The organism is Lederbergia ruris (assembly GCF_018332955.1).
GTDB classification, from domain to species: domain Bacteria; phylum Bacillota; class Bacilli; order Bacillales; family Bacillaceae_C; genus Lederbergia; species Lederbergia ruris.
In genome coordinates, this window is sequence record NZ_BORB01000041.1 from 1 (window position 1) to 12,515 (window position 12,515).

At 39.3% G+C, this 12,515-nt stretch carries 10 protein-coding genes and 1 pseudogene; 5 read left to right on the forward strand and 6 right to left on the reverse strand.

Annotated elements, in window-relative coordinates; translation table 11 throughout:
• Positions 1–750: 750 nt before the first annotated feature.
• The 3 genes and pseudogenes from KI363_RS17920 to KI363_RS17925 all read left to right on the forward strand — a co-directional run.
• Positions 751–1,626 (forward strand): annotated as a pseudogene (locus KI363_RS17920) (spore germination protein); the annotation flags it as partial.
• Positions 1,627–1,723: 97 nt separating this feature from the next.
• Complete coding sequence (locus tag KI363_RS22530) at positions 1,724–2,359, forward strand: spore germination protein (RefSeq protein ID WP_505744244.1); 636 nt, start codon at positions 1,724–1,726, stop codon at positions 2,357–2,359.
• Positions 2,349–3,563 carry a Ger(x)C family spore germination protein gene (locus KI363_RS17925; RefSeq protein ID WP_246516940.1) on the forward strand — a complete coding sequence of 405 codons (1,215 nt, stop codon included), beginning with the start codon at positions 2,349–2,351 and terminating at the stop codon, positions 3,561–3,563. The genes KI363_RS22530 and KI363_RS17925 overlap by 11 nt, the downstream gene beginning before the upstream one ends.
• A gap of 58 nt (positions 3,564–3,621) precedes the next feature.
• On the opposite strand, the gene KI363_RS17930 is transcribed toward KI363_RS17925, so the two are convergent.
• The gene (locus KI363_RS17930) at positions 3,622–4,719 is read right to left on the reverse strand and encodes a GerAB/ArcD/ProY family transporter (protein ID WP_212967190.1); all 1,098 of its coding nucleotides are present in this window, start codon (positions 4,717–4,719) and stop codon (positions 3,622–3,624) included.
• A 161-nt stretch (positions 4,720–4,880) separates the two neighbouring features.
• On the opposite strand from KI363_RS17930, the gene KI363_RS22570 reads away from it, so the two are divergent.
• A complete protein-coding gene (locus tag KI363_RS22570; protein WP_505744245.1) occupies positions 4,881–5,111 on the forward strand; it encodes a YczF family membrane protein in 231 nt (76 codons plus the stop codon).
• A gap of 195 nt (positions 5,112–5,306) precedes the next feature.
• Here KI363_RS22570 and KI363_RS17935 read toward each other — a convergent pair whose 3' ends face one another.
• Positions 5,307–5,756 (reverse strand): hypothetical protein, encoded by a 450-nt coding sequence (locus tag KI363_RS17935; RefSeq protein WP_212967191.1) that lies wholly within the window; start codon positions 5,754–5,756, stop codon positions 5,307–5,309.
• A 6-nt stretch (positions 5,757–5,762) separates the two neighbouring features.
• Entirely contained in the window at positions 5,763–6,767 is a 1,005-nt protein-coding gene (locus tag KI363_RS17940) for a DUF3231 family protein (RefSeq protein ID WP_212967192.1), read from the reverse strand.
• A gap of 658 nt (positions 6,768–7,425) precedes the next feature.
• Between KI363_RS17940 and KI363_RS17945 the strand changes: the two genes are divergently transcribed.
• The gene (locus KI363_RS17945) at positions 7,426–8,808 is read left to right on the forward strand and encodes an MDR family MFS transporter (protein WP_212967193.1); all 1,383 of its coding nucleotides are present in this window, start codon (positions 7,426–7,428) and stop codon (positions 8,806–8,808) included.
• Between the two features lie 49 nt (positions 8,809–8,857).
• Here the strand turns inward: KI363_RS17945 and KI363_RS17950 are convergent, their stop codons facing one another.
• The 3 genes from KI363_RS17950 to KI363_RS17960 are packed head-to-tail and all read right to left on the reverse strand — an operon-like array spanning position 8,858 to position 12,437.
• Positions 8,858–9,976, reverse strand: a complete 1,119-nt coding sequence (locus KI363_RS17950; RefSeq protein WP_212967194.1) for a Ger(x)C family spore germination protein — start codon at positions 9,974–9,976, stop codon at positions 8,858–8,860.
• Positions 9,973–11,073: a GerAB/ArcD/ProY family transporter gene (locus KI363_RS17955; protein ID WP_158321230.1), complete on the reverse strand. Its 1,101-nt coding sequence runs from the start codon at positions 11,071–11,073 to the stop codon at positions 9,973–9,975. The genes KI363_RS17950 and KI363_RS17955 overlap by 4 nt, the downstream gene beginning before the upstream one ends.
• Positions 11,070–12,437: a spore germination protein gene (locus KI363_RS17960; protein WP_212967195.1), complete on the reverse strand. Its 1,368-nt coding sequence runs from the start codon at positions 12,435–12,437 to the stop codon at positions 11,070–11,072. Before KI363_RS17960 ends, KI363_RS17955 begins: the two co-directional genes overlap by 4 nt.
• Between the last annotated feature and the right edge of the window lie 78 nt (positions 12,438–12,515).

The following is a 12,515-nucleotide window of genomic DNA, read 5'->3' on the forward strand; positions in this document are numbered from 1 at the left end:
TCCTTTCTTGAGTGTTGTGTGGTAACTTCATTCTACTAGAAAGGGCGATTTTTTTGTATGTATTTTTAGTAAAAATAGGAAAGGTTGTCACAGGAAGTCGTTTTTCAACGACTTTCTGGACAGCCCCTTTTTAGAAAGTATAAAAATTGGCTAGTGTTTGGAGCCAGCTCCAGGCGCCATCGGCTCGAGGTCAAATAACCCTGAACCTAGAAAGGGAAAATGCACCCTTTCTAGGTTCAGGAACATTTGCTTGTCGCGGGCCAACAGGATGTTGGTCAGAACGGCGCGAACTTAGCCGTTCATCCCCTAGGCGGGCGCCTTGCGCTTTTCTTAGTTGTTAAGGAAACTATAAAATTCTAGCTTGCGGATAAGATCTAATAGTGGGTATTGACGTCTGGCTCCAGCGCCCAGCGACTAGCAAACTTTCGGTGCCTTCCTACGATAAGTCAACATCAGCTCGCCTTTCAATGTCTAGCTGCAGACGGTAGGGGCTCGAGGTCAAATAACCTGGAATCCTGGAAGGGAAAGAACGCCCTTCCGGGATTCCAGGTTATTTGCTTGTCGCCCCTGAACAACCGCCTTCCGCTTTTCGTGGCTCACTGTGTTTCCTTTATCTCGTCAGGCCCCTAAAAAGTTTGTACGTCGCTAAACGGGCGCTTGCGCCTTTGTTCGTTGGATAGAAATAGGAAACGTGTATAAAAACGGAACGATTAACGGATGCTATAGGAAAAATGGAAGGGATTTTTTGTCATGTTTTCTTTATTTAAGAAAAAAAATGGTGATTCAGGAAATCTAAACAACAAATCCCATACGGACTTACTAGGTTCTACATTATCCGATACGGTCCAAAAAATAAAGAATGACACAGGGAACAGCTCAGATATTGTCATAAGGGAACTAGAGCTCGGTGAGCCCATGTTGTCCGTGGCAATTGCTTATGTAGAAGGAATTGTTAACGATACATCAATCCATGACTTCATTGTCGATTCGATTTTGGATTCAGATGTTAAGACAGAGCGGGCCCCTGAAGAATTTTTGAAGACTCTTACGTCAGAAGTTGTTGCAATGGGGCCTATTCAAAAATCAAAACAATGGGAACAATTATATACAGCGTTAATGGATGGGAATACCATTCTTCTTATTGATGGAATCGACGAAGTGATCATGATTGATACACAAGGTGGGGAACAGCGTTCAATAGAAGAACCGGAAAGCCAGGTTTCTGTGCGCGGTCCTCGGGATGGGTTCACGGAATCTCTTCGCACGAACACCTCACTTGTTAGGAAAAGGATTCGTAATCCAAATCTCTGGACAGAATCAATGAAAATTGGCAAACAATCGAAAACCAATGTGGAAATCATGTATTTGAATGGTGTTGTGAAAGAGGACATTGTTGCAGAAGTTCGAAGTCGTTTGCAAAGAATTGAAATTGATGCCATTTTGGAATCGGGATATATTGAACAATTAATTGAAGACCAAGTATGGACGACTTTTCCAACTTTGTACCACACTGAAAGACCGGATTCCGTAGCAGGAAATATTTTAGAAGGAAGGGTAGCAATCTTTGTTGATGGAACTCCTTTTGTTTTATTAGCACCGGCCGTATTTATTCAATTTTTTCAGTCTGTTGAAGATTATTATGCTCGATTTGATATGGCAACGGCACTAAGGTTCTTGCGGCTTATCACGTTTTTTTTTATCAATTATTGCGCCATCCATTTATATTGCGGCGACTACCTTTCATCAAGAGATGATTCCAACGGAATTGGCAATTATTATCGCTGCACAGCGAGAAACAGTTCCATTCCCAGCATTTGTGGAAGCAGTCATGATGGAAATTACATTTGAAATTTTACGGGAAGCGGGTGTGCGAATGCCTCGCCCCGTTGGATCTGCTATTTCTATCGTAGGAGCTCTTGTTATTGGTCAGGCTGCTGTTCAAGCGGGGATCGTCTCTCCGGCCATGGTGATTATCGTTTCGATAACGGCCATTGCCAATTTTGCAACTCCCTCTTTCGCAATGGCGATTTCGGCCCGTTTAATTCGTTTCTTCTTCATGGTGATAGCAGCAACTTTTGGTTTATATGGTGTGATTTTAGGGATCATTTTATTAATTCTTCACTTAACAAGTTTACGCTCCCTGGGTGTTCCGTATATGACACCGCTGGCTCCTGTTACAGTTGGGAATTTAGGGGATAGTTTAATTCGTTTTCCTTTATGGGCAACAAGACAAAGGGCCAATCTCATTATGAAAAAGGGAACACAAACCCATGCAGAGAACATGGCAAAACCTAGCCCCCCGACAGCTCGAAGCATAATGAATAGGAATCTTAAAAAGGGGGATTCCAATGATTCGTAAAGTAAAGCTTAGCTTCATCCTTCTTATATCACTACTTTTTCTTGCTGGTTGTTGGGATAAACGAGAATTGACAGATATCGCATTTGTCGCTGCCATTGGTTTTGATAAGGGAGAAGATAATCAATATATTGGTACCTTTCAAATTGTAAATCCAGGGAATGTTGCCGGGGGATTGCAGGGGGGATCCGCTTCGGAGGCAGCAAATGTCACGGTATATCAAATCACAGGTAAGAATACCGTCGAGATTAGCCGTCGTGCGTCCGAGGAAATTTCACGGACTTTATTTTATTCACATGCAAATTTGGTTGTTGTTGGGGAGGAATTGGCAAAGGAAGAGGGCTTTGGTGTGTTTTTAGATGGTTTAGATCGAGATGATCGATTTCGCGATACAGCGAAGGTAATCATCGCGCGGAACACAACAGCCAGCGAATTAATGCAAATAACGACGCCCATTGATAAAATACCTGCAAATAAGGTGACCAAGACATTGGAGTATTCAGGGCAGCTATGGGGGGCGCAATGGCCCATTAATATTCGGGAGCTCCTCAATGCTTTGACGAGTGCCGGAAAAGAGCCTATCATTCCAAGCTTCTCCGTACATGGTCATAAAGAGGTTGGAAAGTCAGTGGATAATTTGAAAAATACGGAACCGGCAACCGTTCTTCGTGCAAGTGGCCTAGGTATTTTTAACAATGGAAAATTAATTGGCTGGCTTGACGGTGAACGAGCAAGAGGAGTGGCTTGGGTCATGAATAAAATTCGCACCTCAAATATTGCAGTAGATTGGCAGGAACAAAAAGATGTGATTTCCTTTCAAGTGGTTCGAGAAAAAACGAAGGTTGCACTTGAATATGTGGAAGATCAAATAACAGCGAAGATTAATATTCAGATGCAGGGGGACCTAGGGGAGGTGAATGTACCAATCAATATTAAGGACAGACAAATACGCAACCAAATAGAAAGGGAGACAGAAAAAGCCGTTGAATCTATGGTTCGTTCCACAATAGAAGAAGTTCAAAGCTACAAATCCGATATTTTTGGTTTTGGTGAAAAAGTCTATCAATCCCATCCCGATGCTTGGAAGAAGATGAAGAAAAATTGGGATGAGCAATATTTTCCTGATATGAAAGTTGAAATTGAGGTCGATGCCACGATCACTGGAACTGGACTAAGAAGCAATCCTTTTAAATATAAGAGGCACTAACCTATCTAAATAGATGATCGAAGCTCAATACCAATAAAAAAGTGGGATTTGAGCTTCCTTATTTTTTCTTTTTTTTATTTTTAAAAAAGGCTATGAGCAAAAGCAAAGCTGGAATCATAACTTGAAGAGGGAAATCAATATATAAGGAAGAGATGGCTTTTCCTTCCTCAATATGTTCCAAAGCATTATTGGCAATGACAATCGATAGAAAAAGCACAACAAATGATAAAGGAAAGGCAAGCTGTGCAGGTTTTTTGATACGGAAAAGATCGGCTGTGCCAATCACAACGACATAAAAGTAAATAGCTACTTTGAAAAAGCCAAGAATGATGATGGACAACATGAAAAAAATATCCAGTCTTTGCAAAAACTCTGCAATTTCGATTGCTTGAACGGTGTTGAGCAGAGGAATTTGAGTACGCTCGATTTTGTCCACACCGAGTACGCTTATATTAATAAGGGTGCTAATCGCTAAGTTAATCCCGACCAGTCCGATGGCTAATAGACTTGCTTTTTTTATTTTCTTTGATTGATTGACATAAGGAAAAATCATCGAATAGACGAATACTGGCCCGAATGGAAAAAAAACAACCTGTGTAAGAGCCACTTTGGCAACGGGAAAAATCCCATCCTCTAAGAAGGGCTTTAAATTACTTAAATTGATTAAATCAGAAGAAATAATAAAGATAAAGCCAAGAATAGCTAAAACATAAATAAAAACAAAAAGAATTTCACCTGTCCTTCCTATTACTTCAATCCCTTTGTGAACAGCATAGATCACAACTAAAATCAGTAAAAAATGATTGATGATAAGTGGTGTATTGGGATAGCCGATAACAGCAAGCATTTCACCAAAATCCCTTAGGGCTCGGGCCGTAGAGTAGAGAATAAAGAGCATGTAAAGAAAAGATACTATTTTTCCGAAAAAATTACCAAGGATTTTCTGAGTATAAGATGTTGGCAATAGATCAGGATAATAGGAATAAAGTGCATAATAGATAAAAAATATAGCAAATCCTCCTACCATAGCAATAAGAATGGCTAACCAGGCATTTTGTTTAGCCTCAATACCGATGGGAAAAAGTAGGGCACTACTAAGTTGGAAAAGAAGGATAAGAACGAATAATTGAAATGGGCTAATTTTTGCAGGCTCCAAAGGCAGGTCCCCCTTTCACTGGATCGAATAAAGGCCTATTCATCGTTTTGCCCAATAAAGGCTCTATTTATAACTGATCATAGAACTTCTTGTATATCCATTAGTGAGGTATAGAAGGGGGGAGAGATAAACTATTGGTTGGAAAAAGGAAGGGATTTACATTGAAAATTGTAGGCATCACTATTTTATTTATGGGCCTATTAATTCCGGTTACGATAAGTTGGAACATGCTTACCTATGGTTCGGATATAAAGGAGGCCCTCATTAATTGGGCTCAACCGCTTTATGTAAGGACGTTCTCGGAGAACATTCTTTATATTTTTTACCCATTATGTATTATTTGTCAGCCAATCGTGGTTTTCTTTTTGAAAAAAAGGAGAAATTCACAGTAGACTGTGTAAAGGCGTTAACACTCAAATGCAAATAACCTGAACCCAAAAGAGTCAAGACCGGACTTCCTGTTGGTTTAGGTTATTTGCTTATTGCTAGTCAAGGCGTTTTCCATCGGTGAACCGTAAACGGTGTCAGCCCAGAATGAATCTCTATTGAAATGCAGGGATTCATTTTAATCGAACAATGAACATACCTTATGCTTTTTTTTCTATTTTATTCAATATTATTTTAAGTAATAATCCAACAATAACTCCAGGTATGACACAAAGCATGGGGAGCCAGATGATGCCCGGGAGGAATGTGAGTTTGCTTGAGTAGATTGTGCCAACCGTAACAAAATAAGCACAGAAGACAAAGGGCATAAAAGAATAGGGCTCTTTCCCACCGCCAGCATCTTTATAAGCATCCCACATAGCAAAGAAATACAAACAGGGATAAAAAAGCAACCATTGAAAGTTCACTTGTTCCATGGCCATCTCCATATTCCCATGGAAACTGGCAATAATAACATCATTGAAGCGGGACATAACATTCACGATAAATTCTAATGCAATAAACACAAGACCTTTGACGTACTTTTTATTTAATAATTGTCCAAAACCGGGAAGGGCAATACTCCAAAATAGCTTTTCTTTTGCGTCCACATTATCTTAACCCTTTGTTAATTCTCTGCGATCAGGCGCAGAGGGAGGCTTCTCAAGCCATCCATTGTCAATCATAATATTGGTCCCATCCACCGAATATTCACCGGCTTCAACGATTAAACGACTATACGCTGTTATAAGGTCTTTTCTTTGACTACTTGCAATACTTTCTCCATAAAAGGCAATTCCGGCATTTTGTAAAGCATTTGTGTGGTACATAAGCAGTTTATCCGAAAAAATGGGTTCTGCTGTGGTCATCACAGTGAAATCCCCGGAAACGGGAGCAGATACATGGCTTTCATCCAAAAATTTGCCAAATACATCACTATGATGGCGAGCAATTTCTGCACCCCTTGCCATAAATTTCCGTACCTTTTTCTTTTGAGCAATTTGAGAGAAACCTGTTAATAGAGCATTTCCTAAAGAATTTCGGTACAAATTCATAAATAAAAGGGATATTTCTGTGCTTGTGAGTGGCCGTTGTTCTCCTATCCATCCGCCTAAAAAGTTTTGATTATGCACAAATTCAATTTGTTGTGGATAAGGAATAGTTGGCGGGCGGACATAGGTCCCCTTTTCTACAGAAATATCGGTTGTTCGGTTAAATAACTCTGCGGATGATTGCAAACATTGAGTAAAATGATCGCGTAAATCCTTGCGGGACATTTTGGGAAGTGCCATACTGTAAGCGTTAATCCCCATGATCCCAATATTCTGTACATAATGAAGGATAAATTCGTCACTATAGAGCCTTGGAGCTTGCACATTCACATCTTGTTCCGTGAACCCCAATGGAACAGGTAGGCCTTCTTGTGCGAAAATGTCCTTATCTATAGCGATATGCATGTTCGATAATTCCAATCCATACTCTACAGAAGCCTTAATATCTGGATCTTCCACATGTTCCAAAAAATAAGAAAGCATGCAAATGGAAACAGTGTCATTGGCATAAGATCCATATAATATGGCTAATTCACTAGCCGTTAAAAGACTATGATCATGAGATGTCATATTTTCTCCTCCTCTTTGAACATAAGTAAATATAGTATCCCCGTAAATGGAAAATCTATAATGAGGAGATTATTTAGGGGGGAGATTAGCAACAATCACCAATTCTTAAAATGTACAAGGGAAAGCTATGACTCAACTTTCCCTTGTACATTTTTCTTATTGCTAAGGAAATTATAAAATCCCAGCTTGTAGATAAGTTGCTTATGTTGCGGTTGACATCCAGCTCCAGCGCCTAGCGACTAGCAAATTTACGCCTTCTTCCTACGATAAGTCAACATCGACTCCTTCGTCGCCGTGTTTCCTTTATCTCAGGCCAACAGGACGTTGGTCACAAAGGCGTTGCGACGTACAAGGATGTACTAGTGCAGACGAAGCGACAGGACGTCGCGATTGAGTCTGCCGCCAGGATGGCGCGTATTTAGCCTTTGAACCTTATGCTCCAAATTTGTACGTCGCTGAACAGGCGCTTGCGCTTTTGTTCTTGCATTTTATTTTGCTGTGATTGAGCAGTAGTCTGTGCTTGCTGAATCTGTTGTTGAGCCTATTGCAATTGTTGCTGAGCTGACAGTCTTCACTATTTTGTGAAAAACATATACAAGCTATATGTGGTGGTTTAGAATGGAGTTTAGATATATGTAAGAGAAGAGGAGAAAGAACAGTGAAAAGGGAAACAAAGCAGAATTATGTTGTGGCTGCTTTATTAATCGCAACCTTTCTAACCGCTATTGAAGGAACAATTGTCAGTACGGCTATGCCGAAAATCGTCGATGATCTGGGCGGCAGTCATTTGTATACATGGGTCATATCTGTCTATTTACTGGCAACCGTCATTAGCACACCGATTTTTGGGAAAATGGCTGATTTGTACGGCAGAAAACGAATGTTTACCATAGGCGTGATAATCTTTTTGGTCGGGTCGACGCTCTCAGGCGTCTCCCAAAACATGCATCAGCTTGTTGTGTATCGGATCATTCAAGGTATTGGTGCAGGTGCACTAGCAACGATTCCCATGACGATTATTGGGGATGTCTTTACTTTTGAAATGCGTGCGAAAATTCAAGGTCTTATCAGTAGTGTTTGGGGAATATCCGGTATTCTAGGTCCACTTGTAGGTGGGTTCATTGTGGACTCGATTTCCTGGCATTGGATTTTCTTTATGAATCTCCCTTTTGGAGTGATTTCCTTAATTTTAATTGGAACTTCTCTCCATGAACAAATCGAAAAGAAAAAGCGGACGATTGATTATGCGGGGATTTTTACTTTTGCCGCTAGTATGACTTCCTTTTTATATGCTTTAAATTTGTGGAAGGAAGAGCGCCAATTAACGAGTGGTATGGTCATCATGTTTGGGATTGCTTTTATTAGTCTTGTTTTCTTCATCTGGATTGAATCAAAAGGGAAAGAGCCGATGTTACCACTTTCTTTATTTAAAAATCGGTTGATTGTTGTATCGAATGTAGCCGGCTTTTTGATTGGTTTTATTTTGATTGCGGTTACGTTTTATATTCCTTTATGGGTGCAAGGTGTGACGGGTTTAAATGCTACGTTATCTGGAATTGCGATGTTACCTCAATCATTGACCTGGCCATTGGGAGCCATGCTTGTTGGCAAATGGACGAATAAAATAGAGGTTGGCCGAATTGCCTTAATTGGAATGGTCTTTATCATCCTTGGTAGCATCGGTATGAGCTTGTTTCAATCTAGTACAAGTCTACTATGGATGATGCTGATCACCGCCATTTTAGGAATTGGCTTTGGTTTATCGACCACTTTATTTACCGTTGTTGTTCAATCAGCTGTAGGCTGGAATATGCGTGGAGCTGCCATGGGTTCTAATAATTTATTTCGAACTTTAGGACAAACCATTGGTATTGCCGTATCTGGACTTTGGCTAAGTGACCAATTACAAGGGGCAGAATTAGCAGCAAACCTACATCAAGTATTTCTGCTGTTGATCGTCCTGGCTGGTATTGCCTTCGCTGTCACCGCCATGCTTTTAGGGGAGAAGGGAAGAGAGCTATCAACTGATCGACCACTTTGAATTTAATAAGCTTGCAAGCCCTTCTGTAGTGGTCTTGCAAGCTTCGTTTTTATTCAATTGTCCCTGTGCTTTCCACTGATGCTTTGACATTGACATCAAACTGAAGATTCGGATAGATTTCTTTCCATTCGGCGAAAGTATCTCGATTATGGAGTCTAGTGGCTCTATATCTTAATCCGAATCCCATGGGATCAATATTTTCCTCTTGGGTCATCTTTAGAAAATCCGTAACGTTTTTCTTCGCTGCTTTGCTGGCTATTCGACTGTATTTGTCTAATTCTTTAGGGGACATATCTTCAAATGATTCTTCAACAATTCCCCTTAATGTGATCTTCAGTTTAATCGTGGGCGTTTCTTTGGAAGATGTATCAATTTTATATTTTATATTGACTGAATCAATCGCAAAAAGAAAATGATGATCCTCCTCTTGTATTCGGAGGTCATAATGATTGTTATTGTTTGCAAGCACATTATAGGACTTTGTAAATTTGCTGGAAAGATGGGTATGCTTGCTTTTCACTTTTAAAACAACCGATTTATTGGCCTTCAATTTCTTTTCATCTTCATTCACTTGGACGACAGGTAAGACGGGATCAATGCCAGGCTCCAATAATTTTCTCCTCATGTCAAATAAAAAAGTTGAAACAACATAGGCACTTTCCACGCCATTTTGAGAAAAAAGGTTTGTTAAAACATTGGAAGCAGCCATTTCAGTCTTCGGTTCTGCCTTTAAGACTTTTTCTGCTGTTGGATCTCCAACGGCCACCCACGCAACCATTTGAATATCTCTTCTTCTAAATAAAAAGTCCATCACTTCTTCCACATTATGGTTTAATAACGTTTCACCCAAAAGGATTATTCGGCTATGGCCAAAATCAAGTTCCTTATCTGTATGGGTCTTTAGGATGCGAATGGCCCCTGCTATACTAGAGTCTTCTCTTGATAAATAAGCGTATTTTCCTCCCAAAGACTCTTTAAGAGATCCTGTCGGAATTGCTAATTTTAAGGTGACTTTATATGGTTTTTCTTCATTATCTGTATAATCAATCGCAATCCCTTGTACAAAAATTCTTTTATCAATGTCTTTAAACCCACAACTAGAAAGGAATGGGGTGAAAAAGAGAATGGACAAAATAATCGGTATAGATTGTCTGGAAAATTTCTTCATGCCGTTTTTGCCCTCCTTCGAATGAACCAAAAAAGAATGAACATCAGTAAGAAAAAGGGTGGCAGACAATTAAAAAAATACTTTGCGTAAATTAATAAAGTGTACTCATTTAAATAGTCTGTTAAAAACATCGTCACAGCCCAAAAGATACCTATAAAAATATAGGGTGTGAGATTGGTGTTTTTCCATTTGAAGTTCTTTAGCCAAAAAATGTTCTTACATAGCTCTATTGCCACATGCCAATGAATCAGAAGACTAATAAAAGTCACAGCTAAGAAAAACATAAAAAATATGAAGAGCACTCTTTCTACAATGCCAAATTTCATCCGTAATGTATCACTAGTCGTGATTGCGGGATAGACGAGGCTATCAATTTTTTCAAAGCCATTAAGCCCAATCGGAATAAGATAAGTAGAAATAATCGTAATGGTACCAACAATGCCAATGAATAGCATCGATTTCCATGAAAGCTGGAAATTCTTTTTTGGAAAAGCGCGATTAAAAACGATGAGATTGGCTATACCGAGAAAACAATATAAGGATGCTGAAAAGGCACTATAGTTAGGCCAATGATTACTATGCATCACGGCTACCCCCACAAATTCCCACATGAAATGGGGGCTTCTGTATGCCTTAATAAACATAAAGGCAATTAGGGGAATGGAGAAAATAAGGACAGTTTCCACTGTGTATAAAATGCTTTTCGTTTGCATGAGAATCCCGTATGAAATAAAAATTAAAAATAAACTAGCAATTAACAGAATCGACATATCTGGTGTTAAAAAACGTTTGATCATAAAGGTGAAGGTAATCAGTGTGATCAATCCAGCCGCAAGCCAAGTAATGGCTAAAAAACTTAAGATAGGAAGGGAGATCCACTTAGAAAAGTACTTCTTTACCAACTCTGAAAGATCTTTACCTTCAAAAGAATTGAAAAATCGAATAAACAGGTACACAGAAAGCAAACCTGCTGGAATGGAAAGAAACAGAGAGAAGAGGGAACCATTAGTCTTATGAAGGAACAAGATCTTCGGAACAGCGGAAATCATATTGGCTACCAAATTAAAAAAGATCAGATAATAATAATAGCGATTCATGTTGACTCCCCACTTGTTTCCTTTTCTTTTGCTTGAAGAAATATTTTAAAATAAGGCTCCCCAAAACTATTTTTATTGGATAAAAGCATGATAAAACCTATAAAACTTAACATTAAACCAGCCATCCCCCAAAAGGTAGCAAATAATAAGACAATGTATTTAGAAACTCGAATGGAAAAGCTCATTTCATTGATCGGAATAACGAAAGTCGAAATAGCCACAGCGGAGACAATAATAATCATGATATTAGAGGTAAGAGCAGCCTCAGTGGCGGCAGTCCCCAAAATTAATCCGCCAACGGTTGTAGCGGTGGCACTGACAGCCTTCGGTAAGCGAATACTGGCTTCTGTTAATAATTCCATGACAACCAACATAAATAAGACTTCCACATAGGAAGGATAGGGTACACCTATCCGGGAACCGGCAACAGATAAAGCTAATTCTGGCCGAAATACTTCAGGATTATAGGAGGATACAGCCACATATAATCCAGGGAAGACGATGCAGGTAATAAGTCCAATATAACGGAGAATATCCGTAAACTTGGTTACCCAATAAGAATGGTAATTATCCTCCATGGAAGTCATGAAATCGAAGAAAACAGCTGGTGCAAGAATGACTGATGAATCGCCATCAAGTAAGAGCGCAATTTTACCACCGGAAAGATTGTATGTAATACGGTCTGTTCGCTCTGTTTGAAGCATGGTTGGTAGAAGAGAACGCTTCTTGATATTTAGAAAGCGAACAAGTTCAGCACTAGACAAGATGACATCACTATCTAACTTTTTTAAACTTTGTTTAATCTGCTTTAATGCTTCAGGTTTAACTAAATCTTGATCATAAATCATAGCCAATGATTGATGAGATTTTTTCCCGACTTCCTTGATTTCGATGACTAAAGAGGGTTGGTGATAGCGCTGACGGATCAAGTTTAAATTGGTGTTAATGTCTTCACTTAGGGCAAGTTGCGGTCCCATAATGGTTGGTTCCACATTACTTTCAAGCACAGTGTCCGTATGTACCGTCTTGAAGTCAAAAAGTAGAATGGTGTTGTTAAGGGAAATCGCAACACTTCCTTTTGTCAATTCAAGTTCTATTTGTTCTTTTGATTCGACTTTTTGTTGGTTGGGAAGGGAGTTTAAATAAGCCTCTACTTGCTCCATGGAAGCTAGTTCAAAAAAGGGCTTAATTACAACATTTTGTAGTTGATCATTGTTGGTTAAAGTTTTAATAAACAGTAGCTCGATTTCTTTTTGATCAATTTTTAATGGTTTATGAGTAAAATCAAAGGATGTTTTGAATTGTTGAATGAGCCAGTCTTTTGTAACGGAGGAAGATGAAGTTGAAGTTGATTTTTTACGCATAATGGAGACCTCCTCGTATCTTTTCCGGAAATATTCTATAAAGTAGTTTTTACAAAACACTATAAACTATACGGAAAT

Excerpts from the sequence above, each read along its gene's own strand:
- KI363_RS17940 (WP_212967192.1), bottom strand. The coding sequence starts at position 6,767 with ATGACATCTCATGATCATAGTCTTTTAACGGCTAGTGAATTAGCCATA.
- KI363_RS17955 (WP_158321230.1), bottom strand. The coding sequence starts at position 11,073 with ATGAATCGCTATTATTATTATCTGATCTTTTTTAATTTGGTAGCCAAT.
- KI363_RS17950 (WP_212967194.1), bottom strand. The coding sequence starts at position 9,976 with ATGAAGAAATTTTCCAGACAATCTATACCGATTATTTTGTCCATTCTC.
- KI363_RS17960 (WP_212967195.1), bottom strand. The coding sequence starts at position 12,437 with ATGCGTAAAAAATCAACTTCAACTTCATCTTCCTCCGTTACAAAAGAC.
- KI363_RS17925 (WP_246516940.1), top strand. The coding sequence starts at position 2,349 with ATGATTCGTAAAGTAAAGCTTAGCTTCATCCTTCTTATATCACTACTT.